Annotated in this window: 20 protein-coding genes and 1 other RNA gene; 10 read left to right on the top strand and 11 right to left on the bottom strand. The window is 66.0% G+C overall.

Annotation, left to right across the window (positions count from 1 at the left end; translation table 11 throughout):
• Positions 1–14: 14 nt before the first annotated feature.
• Complete coding sequence (locus NNY25_RS07055; protein ID WP_265570641.1) at positions 15–644, bottom strand: superoxide dismutase; 630 nt, start codon at positions 642–644, stop codon at positions 15–17.
• A 97-nt stretch (positions 645–741) separates the two neighbouring features.
• Entirely contained in the window at positions 742–1,782 is a 1,041-nt protein-coding gene (gene pspF, locus NNY25_RS07050) for a phage shock protein operon transcriptional activator (protein WP_265570640.1), read from the bottom strand.
• Positions 1,783–1,936: 154 nt separating this feature from the next.
• Between pspF and pspA the strand changes: the two genes are divergently transcribed.
• From pspA to NNY25_RS07010, 8 genes are read left to right on the top strand one after another with little or no spacing between them, the layout of a single operon-like run.
• Complete coding sequence (pspA, locus tag NNY25_RS07045; RefSeq protein ID WP_265570639.1) at positions 1,937–2,608, top strand: phage shock protein PspA; 672 nt, start codon at positions 1,937–1,939, stop codon at positions 2,606–2,608.
• Positions 2,609–2,640: 32 nt separating this feature from the next.
• Entirely contained in the window at positions 2,641–2,967 is a 327-nt protein-coding gene (pspB, locus tag NNY25_RS07040) for an envelope stress response membrane protein PspB (protein ID WP_265570638.1), read from the top strand.
• 4 nt (positions 2,968–2,971) lie between these two features.
• A complete protein-coding gene (gene pspC / locus NNY25_RS07035) occupies positions 2,972–3,355 on the top strand; it encodes an envelope stress response membrane protein PspC (protein WP_265570637.1) in 384 nt (127 codons plus the stop codon).
• Positions 3,356–3,384: 29 nt separating this feature from the next.
• Entirely contained in the window at positions 3,385–3,705 is a 321-nt protein-coding gene (locus NNY25_RS07030) for a hypothetical protein (RefSeq protein ID WP_265570636.1), read from the top strand.
• 8 nt (positions 3,706–3,713) lie between these two features.
• A complete protein-coding gene (locus NNY25_RS07025) occupies positions 3,714–4,019 on the top strand; it encodes a hypothetical protein (protein ID WP_265570635.1) in 306 nt (101 codons plus the stop codon).
• On the top strand, positions 4,019–4,360 hold the full coding sequence (locus NNY25_RS07020) for a hypothetical protein (RefSeq protein WP_265570634.1): 342 nt from the start codon (positions 4,019–4,021) through the stop codon (positions 4,358–4,360). Before NNY25_RS07025 ends, NNY25_RS07020 begins: the two co-directional genes overlap by 1 nt.
• Positions 4,317–4,733 (top strand): SufE family protein, encoded by a 417-nt coding sequence (locus NNY25_RS07015; protein ID WP_265570633.1) that lies wholly within the window; start codon positions 4,317–4,319, stop codon positions 4,731–4,733. The genes NNY25_RS07020 and NNY25_RS07015 overlap by 44 nt, the downstream gene beginning before the upstream one ends.
• A complete protein-coding gene (locus NNY25_RS07010; protein ID WP_265570632.1) occupies positions 4,730–5,185 on the top strand; it encodes a PaaI family thioesterase in 456 nt (151 codons plus the stop codon). Before NNY25_RS07015 ends, NNY25_RS07010 begins: the two co-directional genes overlap by 4 nt.
• On the opposite strand, the gene NNY25_RS07005 is transcribed toward NNY25_RS07010, so the two are convergent.
• From NNY25_RS07005 to NNY25_RS06965, 9 genes are all read right to left on the bottom strand, one after another.
• Positions 5,182–5,739: a J domain-containing protein gene (locus NNY25_RS07005; protein WP_265570631.1), complete on the bottom strand. Its 558-nt coding sequence runs from the start codon at positions 5,737–5,739 to the stop codon at positions 5,182–5,184. The genes NNY25_RS07010 and NNY25_RS07005 overlap by 4 nt on opposite strands.
• A gap of 52 nt (positions 5,740–5,791) precedes the next feature.
• Positions 5,792–6,165, bottom strand: an RNA gene (gene rnpB, locus NNY25_RS07000) — RNase P RNA component class A.
• A gap of 15 nt (positions 6,166–6,180) precedes the next feature.
• On the bottom strand, positions 6,181–6,861 hold the full coding sequence (locus NNY25_RS06995) for an N-acetylmuramoyl-L-alanine amidase (RefSeq protein ID WP_265570630.1): 681 nt from the start codon (positions 6,859–6,861) through the stop codon (positions 6,181–6,183).
• Between the two features lie 34 nt (positions 6,862–6,895).
• The gene (locus tag NNY25_RS06990; RefSeq protein WP_265570629.1) at positions 6,896–7,744 is read right to left on the bottom strand and encodes a CheR family methyltransferase; all 849 of its coding nucleotides are present in this window, start codon (positions 7,742–7,744) and stop codon (positions 6,896–6,898) included.
• Positions 7,744–8,835, bottom strand: coding sequence for a chemotaxis-specific protein-glutamate methyltransferase CheB (gene cheB / locus NNY25_RS06985; RefSeq protein ID WP_265570628.1), 1,092 nt, complete (start codon positions 8,833–8,835; stop codon positions 7,744–7,746). Before cheB ends, NNY25_RS06990 begins: the two co-directional genes overlap by 1 nt.
• A gap of 11 nt (positions 8,836–8,846) precedes the next feature.
• Positions 8,847–9,212, bottom strand: a complete 366-nt coding sequence (locus NNY25_RS06980; protein WP_265570627.1) for a response regulator — start codon at positions 9,210–9,212, stop codon at positions 8,847–8,849.
• 59 nt (positions 9,213–9,271) lie between these two features.
• On the bottom strand, positions 9,272–9,715 hold the full coding sequence (locus tag NNY25_RS06975; RefSeq protein ID WP_265570626.1) for a chemotaxis protein CheW: 444 nt from the start codon (positions 9,713–9,715) through the stop codon (positions 9,272–9,274).
• Positions 9,712–12,084, bottom strand: coding sequence for a chemotaxis protein CheA (locus tag NNY25_RS06970; RefSeq protein WP_265570625.1), 2,373 nt, complete (start codon positions 12,082–12,084; stop codon positions 9,712–9,714). Before NNY25_RS06970 ends, NNY25_RS06975 begins: the two co-directional genes overlap by 4 nt.
• An 88-nt stretch (positions 12,085–12,172) precedes the next feature.
• Positions 12,173–12,826, bottom strand: a complete 654-nt coding sequence (locus tag NNY25_RS06965) for a histidine phosphotransferase family protein (protein ID WP_265570624.1) — start codon at positions 12,824–12,826, stop codon at positions 12,173–12,175.
• Between the two features lie 81 nt (positions 12,827–12,907).
• Here NNY25_RS06965 and NNY25_RS06960 point away from each other — a divergent pair, with 81 nt between their 5' ends.
• Positions 12,908–13,864: an RluA family pseudouridine synthase gene (locus NNY25_RS06960; protein WP_265570623.1), complete on the top strand. Its 957-nt coding sequence runs from the start codon at positions 12,908–12,910 to the stop codon at positions 13,862–13,864.
• 60 nt (positions 13,865–13,924) lie between these two features.
• Positions 13,925–14,839 (top strand): RNA polymerase sigma factor RpoH, encoded by a 915-nt coding sequence (gene rpoH / locus NNY25_RS06955; RefSeq protein ID WP_265570622.1) that lies wholly within the window; start codon positions 13,925–13,927, stop codon positions 14,837–14,839.
• The last annotated feature ends 15 nt before the right edge of the window (positions 14,840–14,854 follow it).

Below are 14,854 nucleotides of genomic sequence, written 5' to 3'. Positions count from 1 at the left end.
GACTTGAAGAACGCCTAAGCGTTCTGGTCGGCACGCGAGATGCCGTTGCCGTCGAGATTCTGCGCGACGAAGTCCCAGTTGATAATGTTGTTGAGCACGCTCTTAAGATAGTCCGGGCGCGCGTTGCGATAGTCGATGTAATAGGCGTGCTCCCACACATCGAGCGTCAGCAGCGGCGTCATTCCGTGGACGACCGGCGTATCGGCGTCATGGAGCGACGTCACTTCGAGCTTGCCATTGTTGAGGATCAGCCAGCCCCAACCGCTCGCAAAGTGGTTGGCGCTTTCGGTCTGCAGCGCCTCGAGCATCGCCTCGTGACCGCCGAAATCGGCATCGATCCGCTCCTTGAGCGCGCCCGACGGGCTGGTCGAGCCGGCGGGTGCGAGGCACTGCCAGAAGAAACTGTGGTTCCAGATCTGCGCCGAATTGTTGAACAGGCCCTTCTCGCCCTTGTTGTGCGCGTGGCGGATCACCTCGACCAGGCTCGCGCCCGACAGGTCGTGATCATGCCCCGACACCATCCCGTTGGTCTTGTCGACATAGGCCTTGTGATGCTTGCCGTGATGGTAATCGAGCGTCTCGGCCGACATGTGCTCGCCCAGCGCGTCCTTGGCGTAGGGAAGTTCGGGAAGTTCAAAGGCCATGGGAAGGCGTCTCCTGTTGGATGGGGTTTCGTCTCATGAACGCGCCTAGCGTGCACGCGTTGCAAGTCAACGCCGTTGCGGCGTCGTAACGGGCGCCTCAGGCCGCGTCAGCGTTGAGCTTGAGCCGCTTGATGGCGTGGCGCAGCTGGTCGTAGCTCAGCCCCAGCGCTTCGGCGGTCGCGCGCTGGTTGTAGCGGTTCTTCTCGAGCGCCGCGGTGATCAGCTGCGCTTCGTAGTCGGCGACCGAGGTCTTGAAATCGTCGGTCTCGAGGCTGACGGCGGGCGCTGCGGCCTCCGCTTCGGCCATCGGCAATTCGTCATCCTCGTCCGGCTCGGCGCCAATCGGCTGCACCCGCGTGGGCGACCAGGGCGAGCGGAACGGGTCGAAATTGATCTTCTCGACCTCGCGTTCGGGATCCTCCCAGCGATAGACGGCGCGCTCGACCACGTTGCGCAATTCGCGAACGTTGCCCGGCCAGCCATAGGTCTCGAGCCGGTGCAGCGCGGGCTTGGAGAAGCCTGGCCAGTTGGGCCAGTCGAGCTCGACCGCCATGCGGCGCCCGAAATGGTCGGCGAGCAAGGCGATATCGCCCTCGCGCGCCCTGAGCGGCGGCAGCGTCACCACCTCGAAACTCAGCCGGTCGAGCAGGTCGGCGCGGAAGTGCCCCCTCTCCACCAGCGTCGGCAGATGTTCGTTGGTCGCCGCCACGATACGCACGTCGACGCTGACCGGCTTGGAGGCGCCGATGCGGGTGATCTCGCCATATTCGACCGCGCGCAGCAGCCGGTCCTGCGCCGGGCTCGACAGGGTCGCCAGTTCGTCGAGGAAGAGCGTGCCCCCGTCGGCTTCCTCGAAACGGCCCGCGCGGGTCTTGGCGGCGCCGGTGAAACTGCCCGCCTCGTGCCCGAACAGTTCGGCTTCGATCAGCGTCTCGGGGAGCGCGGCGCAGTTCATCGTTACCAGCGGGCCCGACCAGCGCGAGGACAAGTGGTGGAGGCGCTCGGCGATCAGCTCCTTGCCGGTCCCGCGCTCGCCGATGACGAGCACCGGCCGGTTGAGCGGCGCGGCACGGCTCGCCCGCTCGACGGCGTCGAGAAAGGCAAGGCTCTGGCCTACGAATTGATTGGCGCGCTCCATGCCCAACCTTTGGTGGCAAATCCCACCATTTGGCAAGATTTTTCACACCGCATTTGGTCGAAAAAACGAGGTTTTTCGTCGTTCGCGTGATTTTCTATGCCTTGGCATGGTTTTCGCATAGTGTCCGTCGACAGGGATCGTATTGGAGTCGTCCATGGGTATTTTCTCCCGCACCAGGGACATTTTCGCAGCCAACATGACCGAGCTTCTCGATCGCGCCGAGGATCCGGCGCGAATGATCCGCATGATCATCCTCGAGATGGAAGAGACGCTGGTCGAAGTCCGCGCGTCCGCCGCCCGCGCCATCGCCGACGGCAAGGAAATGCGCCGCGCCCTCTCCCGCCTCGACCAGCTGCAGGACAGCTGGACCGAGAAGGCCGAGCTGGCGCTGTCGAAGGATCGCGAGGATCTTGCCAAGCAGGCGCTGATCGAGCGGCAGAAGGCTGCCGACATGGCGGCCGGCCTCAAGGAAGAGATCGACCAGATCGACGAGACCTTGAAGCAGTACGAGGCGGACATTGCCAAGCTGCAGGCCAAGCTGCGCGAGGCACGCGCCCGCCAGAACGCGATCGCCTCGCGGCTGGAAAGCGCGGTGACCCGCGCCAAGGCGCGCGAATTGCTTCACGGCAACCGCACCCAGGACGCCTTCTCGCGTTTCGAGATGCTCGAGAAGCGCGCCGATTTCGCCGAAGGGCGCGCCGATGCGCTCGCCTTGTCAGGGCCCAAGAGCCTCGAAGAAGAACTCGCGGACCTCAAGGCCTCCGACAAGGTCGACGAGGAGCTGGCCGCCTTGAAGGCCAGGATGGCCGAAAAGAAGAACGACTGACGGCCCGACGGGCCAAAGGGGATTGTTGAAACATGGACGATTTTGCCGGCATTCTTGCCATCATCTGCATCTTCATCGGCCTGCCCTGGCTGGTGTTCCACTACATCACGAAGTGGAAGGGCCAGGCGACGCTGACCGAGCCCGACGAGAAGCTGCTCGACGACCTCAACGAGGCCGCGCGCCGGCTCGACGACCGCTTGTGCACGATCGAGCGCATCATGACCGCGGAGAACCCGGACTGGCGCGACAAGTGCATGCCGGCCCGCCCGCAGCTCGATTTCCGCGAAGAGCGCAACCTCCTCGGCAAGACCGACGAGCTGCTTGCCCGCCACGACCGCCTGCTCTCGCGCGAGGACTGACGCCATGAACAACACCAGCCGCACCAAGTTCTACCGCGACCCCTACGAAGGCAAGATCCTTGGCGTGAACGCCGGCATCGCCGATTATACCGGGCTCGACGTCACGCTCGTGCGCATGATGTTCCTCGCCTCTGTGCTCCTGTCGGGCGGCATGATGATTCCGCTCTACATCATGGCCGGCATGATCGCGCCCAAGCGTCCGCCCGAGCTGACCGTCGAGACCGATGACGAGAAGAAGTTCTGGCAGGGCGTGCGCGCCAACCCGTCGCGTTCGGCCAAGCAGATCAAGAGCCGCTTTCGCGACATCGACCGGCGCCTGGCGGACATCGAACATTACGTGACGACCGAAAACCGCGTCCTCGCGCAGCAGATCGACGACCTGCGCTAGGGTCAGAAGACACCAAGGGGGTAAGTTCAGTGGATCCGTTCACCATGGTCGTCGGCATCGTGCTCATCGGCACGACCGCCTCCATCGTCAACAAGTGGATCGCCGCCAAGCACGGCTACGAGATCGATGAGGGCGATGGGGAGCGGATGGTCAAGGCAGCCGCGCCCGACGACCAGGCACTGCGCCGCATCGAACAGCTCGAGAAGCGCGTTCGCGTGCTCGAACGCATCGCCACCGACGAGGGCGCGCGCCTCGCCAGCGAGATCGAGGCGCTCAAGGATGCGCGCGAGGACGACCTTGCCGACGCCCTGTCGCGTCCCGACTTCAGCACCCGCGAGACGACGTCGTGACGGGCACCATGTTCTTCGTTTTCCTGGTCGTCCTGCTCGCGGTCGGCGGCTGGTACGCACTCGAGGCGTTCAAGATCAAGCACGGCTATCCCACCAGCGACGCGCTGGGCAATGGCATCGAGCCGGGCGACGATGCCCGCGCCGCGGCACTAGAAGCCGAGAACGCCGCGCTCCGCGGCCAGCTCGAGGCGGTCCACGACCGGCTCGAGACGCTCGAGCGGATCGTCACCGATAAGCCCTCGCAGCTCGAAAAGGAAATCGACGCGCTGAAGACCTTGAGCGACCATCGCGAAAACGCACCGGAGGTAGATTGATGGACCCGAGCGAAATGGTCGTCATCATTGTATCCATCGTATTCGGTTGGATGATGCTCAAATTGCTCCTGACCGCGATCTTCGGTGCAGAGCGGATGGGGCTGCGTTCGCGTCATCCCAAGCACATGCCCGCACCCATGCAGGACGACGCGGCGATCCGCCGCCTCGAGCATCAGGTCGAGGCGCTCACGGACCGGCTCAAGGTGCTCGAACGGATCACCGTGGAGGACGGCCACAGCCTCGCCGCCGAGATCGAGCGATTGCGCGAGCCTTCCAAGCTTGGCTATGGCGGCCCCGATGAGCAGCTTGCCCGACCTGACCGATCTTCAAACCGAGTATGAATTCCTCGACAGCGAGGACCGCTACCGCCTGCTGATCGACCTCGGGCGCAAGCTCGATCCCATGCCCGATGCGCTGAAGACCGACGCCACCAGGGTGCGCGGTTGTTCGGCGAGCGTGTGGGTCTACCCCACCACCACCGATGACAGCCGCCTCCACTGGCTCGCTGACAGCAATGCCGCGATCACCAAGGGCGTGGTCGCGCTGGTGCTAGCCGCGGTGCAGGACAAGGAGGCGGCCGAGGTCGCCGCGACCGACATCGCCGCCGCGCTCGAGCCGTTCGACCTGACCCGCGAACTGTCTTCCAACCGCACCCAGGGAGTCCCCAACATGATCGCGCTGGTCCGCGAGACCGCGGCACGGATGGCCGCATGACTTTGATCCCGCCCGAAGTGCTCAAGCTGCTCAAGGACGGTTTCGAGATCCGCAAGTTCTTCGAACTCGTCCACAGTTTCGGTCACGGCAAGGCCATTGGACTCGAATTCTCGGACTGCGGCGAGGGCTGGGTCGAACTGGAAATGGAAGGCAGGCCCGAGCTCGTCGGCGTGCCCGAAGAAAATATCATCTCGTCGGGCGCGATGATCAGTCTGGTCGACACCTGCGCGGGCTCCGCGCTCTGGCACAAGCTCGGCAAGTTCGAACCGATCGTGACCGTCGATCTCAGACTCGACTATCTGCGCCCTGCCTTTGCGGGCGAGACGCTCTACGCACGGTGCGAATGTTACAAGATGACCCGCTCGATCGCCTTCGTCCGGGGGATCGTGCACACCGGCGAGCGCGACCGGCCGGTCGCCCACGTCGCGGGCACCTTCATGCGCCATCCTTAGGCGGCGTCGGGGTCCACCTCTCCCAGCTCGCGCCGCATCTCCTCGGATTTCTTGAGCACGTCGTAAGCCGCCTGGACCTTGCGGAACTCCTCCGCCGCCTCTTCGTCGCCGGGATTGACGTCGGGATGCAGCTTCTTGGCGAGCGCGCGGTAGGCCTTGCGCACCTCGGCAAACGGCATGTCGGTCTCGACCCCGAGAATGGCGAAGGCGCGCATTTCGTCGCGCGTCCAACTGCCGTCGCCCGGCCCGGCCCACTGGTAATGCGCCTGCTGGCGATAACCGGCATTTCCCGCCTTTTCCTCAGCGCGGCGCTTGGCGGCTTCTTCCTCGGTCAATCCCGCGAAATAGTTCCAGTTGCGGTTGTATTCGGCCGCGTGCCGCTCGCAGAACATCCAGCGCTCGGGGCTATTGGGCGCCTTGGGCGCAGGCTTGTCGCCCGGTTCGGTGCACCCGATCCGGTCGCACAGGCGCTGCTTTGCCGCCTCCCGCCCCTTCTCTCCGTAGGGTCGCCAGCGGGGAAAGCCCCAGTCGTCGGATCGCTTCGCGCGCGCCATGTCTTCCTCAATAGGGCGCTAGGCGCGCCGGTTCCAGCCAAGTCGACGAACAGGTGTCAGGAGGCCTGTAAGCCGGGTTCTGTCCGCCCCGAAGGGCTGTGCGACCATTCATCTCGGACGAGGGTCGCCCCTCGCCTCCAGCGACCAACCCGGGCGACGAGCCGCAACCGGCCCATGTGCCGCCCCTATTCGGTCTTGCACCCGGTGGGGTTTACCGTGCCGCGTCCGTTGCCGGAACGCGCGGTGCGCTCTTACCGCACCCTTTCGCCCTGACCCACCCGAAGATGGGCGGAATGCTTTCTGTGGCACTGTCCCTGACCGCGCCCGAAGGCGAAGCCGCCGGGCGTTACCCGGCACCGTCGTTGCGTGGTGCCCGGACTTTCCTCGTTCCCGGCGAACCGGGGCCGCGGTCGCCCGGCCTCCTGACGCCTGCGATATGGTCTATTGGGGCCGCGGCAGCAAGAGGGAGAGAAGTTTCGCCCGGCATTCGCCATCGATGATCCCGTCGATGAGGTCGGGCCGGAAGCGGCGCTGGAACGCGATCACGGCCGCCTTCGCATCCTTGACGTCGTACCCGAAACGCTCGAGCGCGAGGAGGAATCCGGCGTCGGTCCAGAACGGGTCCATCAGGTCGCGCGTCGGACTGGGCAGCGCGAGGCGCCGCTTGGCCAGCTCCCACCAGGGGAACAGCTCGCCCGGATCCTCCTTGCGCGAGGGCGCGATGTCCGAGTGGCCGACCACGTTGCCGCGACTGATGCCGTGGCGGTCCTTGATGTCGGCGAGCAGCGGGATCAGCGCGGCGATCTGCTCGTCCGGGAAGGCGCGGTAGCCGAATTCGTGCCCCGGATTGACCAGTTCGATCCCGACGCTTGCCGAGTTGATATCGCTCATGCCGCGCCAGTAGCTCTTGCCCGCGTGCCAGGCGCGATGCTCCTCGTCGACCAGCCTGTAGACGGTGCCGGCTTCATCGATGCAGTAATGCGCCGAGACCTCGGAGGAGGCTGCCGTCATGCGTTCGAGCGCCGCCTCGGCGGTCGGCATGCCGGTGTAATGCAGCACGATCATCGACACCGGCATCTGGCGTTCGTTGAAATTCGGCGAAGGGCGATCGACCATGTCCATGGCGGCTCCTTGCCACATCATGGCGAGGAAAAGGTCAAGTGCCGAGAAGCTTGGCCTCGGGGCTGGTTAGATCGACTGGCCGGTAAAGTCCGCGATGCCCGCGGTCGGCGGCGAAGCGCTCAGTCTGGCCGATCACCGTCTCGCCCGCGCCCAGCAGCAGCCCCCCATCGGGCGCGATCACCGTCGAGATCCGCTCGAAGGCAGCACGGCGCCGCTCGTTGTTGAGGTAGAGCAGCACGTTGCGGCACAAGACGAGGTCGAACGGCCCGCCCATCGGCGGCGCATCGAGAATGTTGCGCACCTCGAACTTGACCATCTTGCGAAGCTTCTCGTTCGCCTGCCACCCGTCCTCGTCTTCCTCGAACCAACGGATGGTTTCCTGGATGCCGAGCCCGCGCTGCACTTCGAACTGGGTGTAGTGGGCACGCCGGGCCTTGGAGATCACGGCGTCGGACACGTCGGTGCCGATAATGTCGAACGTCCAGCCCTGCCAGCGCAGCGGGTCGGCTGAGAGCATCATCGCGATCGAATAGGCTTCCTGGCCGCTCGAACAGCCCGCCGACCAGATGCGCAGGCGCTTGTCCGGACGGCGCTGGGCGATCTCGGGCAGGAAACGCTGGCCGATCATGTCGAACGGCGCGCGGTCGCGGAAGAAATAGGTCTCGTTGTTGAGCAAAGCCTCGACCACCGCATCGGCGAGCTTGGGATCCTTGTTCATGACGAGGATCGTGATGAGTTCGTCGAGCGTGGCGATCGAGCGCTCGCGCAGGAGCGCCGACAGGGCCGTCTCGATCCGCCAGCGGCGGCTCATCGTCAATTGCTGTCCGGTACGCGCCTCGAGCAACCCTGCAAGAATACGGCTCGAGCTATCGGAAACTTCCATCAACGGCCTCCGGCCCGTTTGGCGACGAGGGTCGCGAGTTCTTCGGGCGGCAGGGCGGCCGCGGCCAGTCCTGCTTCGGCAATCGCGCGCGGCATGCCCCACACCGCGCAGCTTTTCTCGTCCTGCGCGAGCACGGCGCCCCCGCAGGCGACCAGCTTGGTCGCACCTTCGAGGCCGTCGCGGCCCATGCCGGTCAGCACGACACCGACCGCACGCTCGCCGAGCGCGGCACCGCCCGAGGCGAACATCGGGTCGACCGAGGGAAGGCAGGCGCTCGAGACGCGCTGGTTGGTCAGGCGCGCGAACAAGGTGCCGCTACGCTCGACCACCTCGAGATGGTGGTCGCCGGGGGCGACATAGATCTCGTCCTCGCGAAGCCGGTCGCCGTCGCGCGCGACATGGGCGGGTCGCCCTGCGGCCTGCGACAATTGACGCGCGAACACGGCCATGAACGCTTCGGGCAGATGCTGCGTGACGAGGATCGGCGCACCGATCCTGCCCAGCATCGAGCCGAAAAAGGTGCCGAGCGCATGGATACCGCCGGTCGAGGCGCCGATCATCAGCAGTCCGAGTTCGGTGTCGGGCATCTTGCGGCGCATCGGCACCGGCGGTCCCGGCTCGATCCGCGCGACCGGGCTTTCGACCCGCCTGGCACCGCTGGCCAGCGCGCGAAGTCGTCCCAGCAGAATTTCGGAGAAGCGTCCGTTGAAGCGGCCAGTGCCCGGCTTGGGCAGCGTGTCGGACGCTCCCATCGCCAGCGCGGCCACCGTCTCTTCGGCGCCGTCTTCGGCCAGCGAGGAGACGATCAGGACCTGCGCCCCGCGGGCGGCCTCGAGAATCTTGGGAAGCAGCTTGAGCCCGCCGGCACCTGGCATCTCGAGGTCGAGCAGGACGATGTCGACACGCACTTCGCCAAGCGCGATCAGCGCGTCCTCGGCAGTGCCCGCGACGCCGACGATCTCGAACTCGGGGGCGGCGGCGATCATGCGCGAGAGCACCGCGCGTGCGACCATCGAATCGTCGACCAGCATCAGGCGGGTCGGACGCGCGGCCGTGGGCCTATCGGGCAATTTGGCGGCGAGCCCGGCCATCGCGGGGCTCCTTACGCGACGCCGACGAGCTGCAGCTTGACGTGGAGCGTCTCGCGATCGAACGGCTTCATCACATATTCGTCGGCACCCGCCTCGAGCGCAGCACGAATGTGGGCCATGTCGTTCTCGGTGGTGCAGAACACGACCTTGGGCTGGTCGGAATGGCCCGACTGGCGGAGCAGCTTGAGGAATTCCATCCCGCTCATCACCGGCATGTTCCAGTCGAGCAGGACGACGTCCGGCATCTTGCTTTCGCAATGCGTCAGCGCTTCGCGGCCGTCGCCGGCTTCCTCGACCTGGAATTCCAGCGTCTCGAGGATGTGGCGGGCGACCTTGCGGATCACCTTGGAGTCGTCGACGATCAAACAGGTTTTCATAACCGGCCCTTGGTTTGGTGTGTTGCAGTCACTGTTAGCGCAAAAAGGGTAACAAGCTCTTAAGCGGCAGCCACTTGCGGCTGCCCGGAAATCACGGCGTCGATGGACACCAGGAGAAGCGGCCCCTCCTCGGTCTCGACCATGCCCTTGGAAACGCGTTCCCAGCCCTCGCCCATCGCGGCGCGGACTTCCTTGGGCTCGCTCAGCGCCTCGACGACGTCCTCCACGGCATCGACGCTCAGCGCATAATGGTGTCCTTCGATCTCGACGACCGCGGCCTCGTGGATGCGGCCATCCTCGAAGGTCGTCTCGCCGAGCCCGAGCGAACGCTGGCAGTCGATCACCGTCAGCACGCGGCTGCGCAGCGCCGACAGGCCCGCGACATGGTGCGGTGCGCGCGGCACCGGGATCAGCGCATCGAGTTCGATGACGCTCTCGACCTGGGCGGCGGGCAGCGCGACGCGGCTCCCCGCGATCGAGACGATCAGCAGCAGTTCGTTCATTTCGCCCCTCCGGCGGCAGTGACCGTCTTTAGGGCCATCAGCAGGCCTGCGCGGTCGTAGCGATAGATGCTTTCCTCGTCCCCGTCGGCCGAGTTGCGCAGGCGCAGGACGGTCGCCCCGCCCGGCTCCTTGGGCAGCGGCCATTCGGCATCGACGGTGCTGACCACCAGTTCGGCGATCGATTCCTCGTCGCTGCCGACGTTGACGACGCGGTAGCCCGCGGCCTCGACGATCGGGCGCAGCATGTTCTGCATCCACATGTCGTCGGACGGCAGGCAGCAGACCGGCTGGCGCTTGGGCTTGCCGGCGACCGCGCGCAGGCGGTCGGCGAACAACCAGTGGACGTCGATCAGCTCGGCAGGCTTGCCCGCGACCAAGGTCACGCCTTCCACCTCGCCCTGATGCTCGGCCGGGGTGATTTCGTGATCGAGCGAGTCGAGCTCCAGAACCTCGTCGAACGCGTAGCCAAGTTCCTGGTCGCCGTCGCCGAGGCGGAAGACGCGCACGCGTCCCGAAGCCGGCAGCTGATCGAGCGAGGCCATCCCCGCGAGCGGCAGGATCTGGTCGCCCAGCTGGACACGAAGCTGGCCCGCCGCGCTGGAGAAGCAGTCGACGTCGACTTCCTCGATCCGGTCGACGAGGCCGAGACGGATGGCGCGGCGTTCCCCGCCGAGCGAGCGGAACAGCAGCACCTCGACGGCATCATCGTTGGCGGCTTCCTGCGTTTCGGCGATCCGGCCCGCCCGTTCGGCTGCCTCGAACTTGACCCCGCCGACTTCGGCAAGGCCTGCCGGATCGAACAGGAGGATCGGGCTGCCGTCGTCGGCGAGCGTCGTGCCGGCATAGAGGCCGGTGCCCATCACCGCAGGCGCGGCAGGCTTCACCACCAGTTCCTCGTGGTCGTGGATACGGTCGACGGCGAGCGCATAAGTGTCGCCGCCCGCCGGACGGATGACGACCAGCGTGCGCTCCTCGTCCTTCATCACGCTCTGGAGCTGGAGGACATCGGCCAGCGCGATCTCGGGAACGCGGCGGCCGCGGATGGTGGCTACCCCTGCCCCGCCGATCCGTTCAAGCGTCACGCTCGACCCGTTGGCGCGGACGATCTCCTCGATCGCCGAGCGGGGAATTGCGAAATGCTGGTCGCCGATCGACACGGTCAGTGCCGGAATGATGGTCAGGGTCAGCGGGACGCGCAGCGTCATGCGGGTGCCCGCACCGAGCGTGGAATCGACTTCGACGATCCCGCCGATGCGCTCGACGTTGGACCGGACCACGTCCATCCCGACCCCACGACCGGAAATGGCGGTGACTTCCTGGGCGGTCGACAGGCCAGCCTCGAAGATCAGACCAAGCTTGTCGCGCGCGCTCATCTCGCTCGCAGCAGCAGCCTCCAGAACATTGTTTGCAATAGCTTTTTCGACAAGACGATCGCCATCGATGCCCTTGCCGTCGTCGACGATGTCGATGAGGATCTGGTTGCCCGACTGGCGCGCCGATACCTTGAGAAGCCCGATCTCGCGCTTGCCCGCGGCCAGGCGGTCGGCGGGTTTCTCGATCCCGTGGTCGACGGCGTTCCTGATGATGTGCGTCAGTGGATCGCGGATCATCTCGATCATCTCGCGGTCGAGTTCGACGTCGCCCCCGTCAATGTCGATCATGACCTGCTTGTCGAGTTCGTTCGACAGGTCGCGCACCATGCGCGGCAGCGCGACGAACAGGTTCTCGATGCGCTGCATGCGGGTGCGCGTGATGCTGTCGCGCATTTCGGCGATGATGCCAGACAGGCGCTCGAACGCGCCGGCAACGGCAACGTCCTCGGGCGCCTCGCGGAGGCGGCGGGCGAGTTCGTTCCTGGCGAGGACCATGTCGGACACGCCGCTCATTACGCGGTCGAGCAGTTCGACGGACAGGCGGATGGTGCGCGGCGCGGCCTGGCCGTGCCCCCCGCTCGTCGTTTCGGTCTCGAGCGTGGGCGCGGTTTCGACGACGGGCGCTTCGGCCCCTTCCTCGAGCGCCGCGATGAGGTCGCCGTCGGAGCCTTCGGGCAGCGCCTCTCCGCGCTCGATGATCTCGATCATCTCGCCGATGCGGTCGATGACCGCGAGCACCGCGCTGACCAGCGCCGCGTCGGCGCTGCGACGACCGGCGCGCACGTCGGCGAGCGCATCCTCGGCAGCGTGGCTCAGCGTCTCGAGACGCGGAAAATCGAAAAAGCCGCAATTGCCCTTCACGGTGTGGACGAAGCGGAAAATGCAGTCGAGCCGCGCACGGTCGTGCGGTTCGGCTTCCCAGGCGACGATCTCCCCGCCCAGCGATTCGAGCATTTCCCGGCATTCCGCCACGAAATCGGCAATGAGGTCTTCCATACCCTTCGGCCCCGCAAATGACTTGGCTAGCAGGACCTTCTTGACGCCAAAGGGTTAAAGCGGCGTTAGCGATGCCACCCGGCGCGGATCAGCCGATCATGCCGTCGGGCTGCGGCATGGTGACCCCGATCACGAGCATCGTGTCGCTGGGTTCTGACAGGCGGATTGCCGATCCGGCTTGGTGCGCGAGCGAGAAAGCGAGTTGCGCCGCGGCGGTGCGGGCCTCGCCCTGCCCCGCGACCGGCCCGCTCTCGAGCATGGCGCGCAGGCTGGGGTCGAGGATCAGGCGCGGGCCTTCCGCGCGCACCGCCAGTTCGATCCCGTTCTCGCCGCGCTCGGCGCCCACGTCGAGCTGTCCGCCACGTACGAGTGCGTCGCCCGCGATGAGCGCGAGGTTGAGCAGCAGCTTGACCGCATCCTTGGGCAGCTTGGCGTCCGCCACCATCCAACCCAGCTCGATCCGTTTTTCCTTGCCGAACAGCCCGGCCAGCGCCTCGCGGGCCTCGCCCGTCTCGATCATCGCTCCGAAGCCGCCGGCCGCGCCAAATGCGAGGCGGAAGAATTTGAGCTTGTCCGCCGTCGCCCGGGCGCTGTCGGCGAGCAGCTCGAGCACCTGGTCGCGCATCGCCGGGTCGGTCTCGTCGGCAAGCAGTTCAAGCCCGTTGTTGAGCGCCCCTACCGGGGATAGGAGGTCGTGGCACAGGCGGCTGCAGAGCAGGCTCGCGAAATCGCTGTCGGTCATGGCCCCGTGTGATGGGGGATCGGCGCAGGACAGGCAAGCCCCGCCATTGAAGCACGCGGCGCGCGCGCCCATATCGTGCGCATGACGGGGGGAAGCGACACGATCAGCGTCACCATGACGCCGGCCCAGGCGGGCTGGCGGCTCGACCGCGCGCTCGCCGAAGCGCTCCCCACCCTTTCGCGCGAACGCCTCAAGAAGCTGGTCAAGGAAGGCCGTCTCGCCCGCCCCGACGGCAGCGCGCTGCGCGATCCGGCGACCAAGGTGAAGGGCGACGAAACCTTCGCCCTGTCGGTTCCCGCGCCCGAGCCGCACCACGCGGCGCCTCAGGACATCCCGCTGGTCATCGCCTACGAGGACGAGCATCTCCTCGTCGTCGACAAGCCCGCCGGCCTCGTCGTCCACCCTGCGGCAGGCAATCGCGATGGCACGCTCGTCAACGCGCTATTGCATCACTGCGTCGGCCAATTGTCGGGGATCGGCGGGGTCGCGCGGCCCGGGATCGTCCACCGCATCGACAAGGACACGTCGGGTCTCCTCGTGGTGGCCAAGACCGACGTCGCGCACGAGGGGCTCGCCAGGCAGTTCGCCGCGCACAGCATCGATCGACGCTATCTCGCCGTCGCGTCGGGCGACATCCTCAAGAGCGAGGGCACGGTCGATGCGCCGCTCGCGCGTAGTACGCAGAACCGCAAGAAGATGGCGGTCGTCGAGGACGGTCGGGGAAAGCGCGCGGTCACACATTGGACCAGGCTTGCGCCTCTCAAGGATGCGACCCTCGTCGAATGCCGGCTCGAGACGGGCCGTACGCACCAGGTCCGCGTACACATGGCCTCGATCGGGCATCCGCTCGTCGGCGACCCGGTTTACGGACGGACCCGCAAGGCGCATCGCACGTTGTTGAAAGAGCTGGGCTTCGGACGACAGGCCCTGCACGCAGCGCGTCTGGGTTTCACGCACCCGGTCACCAAGGACCGTTTGTCGTTCGACAGCGCCCTTCCGTCGGACATGGCGGCGCTGGTGGAAAATCTTGGAGTATAGGCAGGGCGAGGCTATGAGGGCCGACCCAGGCGCTCGTCGGGCGCTGGCAAAGGAGTGAGAATGGCACGGAGCACCGGGGCAGTTTCGATACCGGCAACCGGCGGTGAGAATGGACTCAACCGCTATCTGGCCGAGATCAAGAAATTCCCGATCCTCGAACCCGAGGAAGAATATATGCTGGCTAAGGCGTGGAAGGAGCACGGCGACACCGACGCCGCCGCGCGCCTCGTCAACTCGCACCTGCGCCTCGTCGCCAAGATCGCGATGGGCTATCGCGGCTATGGCCTGCCCGTCTCCGAACTCATCTCCGAGGGCAATATCGGCCTGATGCAGGGCGTGAAGAAGTTCGAGCCCGATCGCGGCTTCCGTCTCGCCACCTACGCCATGTGGTGGATTCGCGCCTCGATCCAGGAATTCATCCTGCGCTCGTGGAGCCTGGTGAAGATGGGCACGACCGCCGCGCAGAAGAAGCTGTTCTTCAACCTGCGCCGCATGAAGAACCAGATCGAAGCGTTCGAGGAAGGCGACATGACGCCCGAGAACGTCGCCAAGATCGCGACCGAGCTGGGCGTGACCGAAGAGGAAGTCGTCAGCATGAACCGTCGCATGGCGATGGGCGGCGACAGCTCGCTCAACTCGCCGCTGCGCTCGGCCGACGGCGAAGGCGAGAGCCAGTGGATGGACCTCCTACAGTCGGACGCGCCGCTCCACGACGAGGTCATTGCCGACGACGAGGAAGCACAGGTCCGTCACGAGCTGCTGATGCAGGCGATGGCCGCGCTCAACGAGCGCGAAAAGCACATCCTGACCGAACGCCGCCTGTCGGAAGACCCCAAGACGCTCGAGGACTTGAGCCAGGTCTACGGCGTCAGCCGCGAACGCATCCGCCAGATCGAGGTGCGCGCCTTCGAGAAATTGCAGGCCGCGTTGATCAAACTCGCCGAGGACCAGCGCCTGCTGCCGCCCGCCGACTGACGCGCGTACCCAAAA

This window comes from Sphingomicrobium nitratireducens, from assembly GCF_026157035.1.
GTDB lineage: Bacteria > Pseudomonadota > Alphaproteobacteria > Sphingomonadales > Sphingomonadaceae > Sphingomicrobium > Sphingomicrobium nitratireducens.
Note: the sequence above shows the minus strand (reverse complement) of the source record. Positions and strands in the feature narration are given on the sequence as shown.

Bases quoted from the DNA above. Each gene is read 5' to 3' on its own strand.
- NNY25_RS07055 (WP_265570641.1), bottom strand. From the start codon at position 644: ATGGCCTTTGAACTTCCCGAACTTCCCTACGCCAAGGACGCGCTGGGC.
- pspF (WP_265570640.1), bottom strand. From the start codon at position 1,782: ATGGAGCGCGCCAATCAATTCGTAGGCCAGAGCCTTGCCTTTCTCGAC.
- pspA (WP_265570639.1), top strand. From the start codon at position 1,937: ATGGGTATTTTCTCCCGCACCAGGGACATTTTCGCAGCCAACATGACC.
- pspB (WP_265570638.1), top strand. From the start codon at position 2,641: ATGGACGATTTTGCCGGCATTCTTGCCATCATCTGCATCTTCATCGGC.
- pspC (WP_265570637.1), top strand. From the start codon at position 2,972: ATGAACAACACCAGCCGCACCAAGTTCTACCGCGACCCCTACGAAGGC.
- NNY25_RS07025 (WP_265570635.1), top strand. From the start codon at position 3,714: ATGTTCTTCGTTTTCCTGGTCGTCCTGCTCGCGGTCGGCGGCTGGTAC.
- NNY25_RS07020 (WP_265570634.1), top strand. From the start codon at position 4,019: ATGGACCCGAGCGAAATGGTCGTCATCATTGTATCCATCGTATTCGGT.
- NNY25_RS07015 (WP_265570633.1), top strand. From the start codon at position 4,317: ATGAGCAGCTTGCCCGACCTGACCGATCTTCAAACCGAGTATGAATTC.
- NNY25_RS07010 (WP_265570632.1), top strand. From the start codon at position 4,730: ATGACTTTGATCCCGCCCGAAGTGCTCAAGCTGCTCAAGGACGGTTTC.
- NNY25_RS07005 (WP_265570631.1), bottom strand. From the start codon at position 5,739: ATGGCGCGCGCGAAGCGATCCGACGACTGGGGCTTTCCCCGCTGGCGA.
- NNY25_RS06995 (WP_265570630.1), bottom strand. From the start codon at position 6,861: ATGGACATGGTCGATCGCCCTTCGCCGAATTTCAACGAACGCCAGATG.
- NNY25_RS06990 (WP_265570629.1), bottom strand. From the start codon at position 7,744: ATGGAAGTTTCCGATAGCTCGAGCCGTATTCTTGCAGGGTTGCTCGAG.
- cheB (WP_265570628.1), bottom strand. From the start codon at position 8,835: ATGGCCGGGCTCGCCGCCAAATTGCCCGATAGGCCCACGGCCGCGCGT.
- NNY25_RS06980 (WP_265570627.1), bottom strand. From the start codon at position 9,212: ATGAAAACCTGTTTGATCGTCGACGACTCCAAGGTGATCCGCAAGGTC.
- NNY25_RS06975 (WP_265570626.1), bottom strand. From the start codon at position 9,715: ATGAACGAACTGCTGCTGATCGTCTCGATCGCGGGGAGCCGCGTCGCG.
- NNY25_RS06970 (WP_265570625.1), bottom strand. From the start codon at position 12,084: ATGGAAGACCTCATTGCCGATTTCGTGGCGGAATGCCGGGAAATGCTC.
- NNY25_RS06965 (WP_265570624.1), bottom strand. From the start codon at position 12,826: ATGACCGACAGCGATTTCGCGAGCCTGCTCTGCAGCCGCCTGTGCCAC.
- NNY25_RS06960 (WP_265570623.1), top strand. From the start codon at position 12,908: ATGACGGGGGGAAGCGACACGATCAGCGTCACCATGACGCCGGCCCAG.
- rpoH (WP_265570622.1), top strand. From the start codon at position 13,925: ATGGCACGGAGCACCGGGGCAGTTTCGATACCGGCAACCGGCGGTGAG.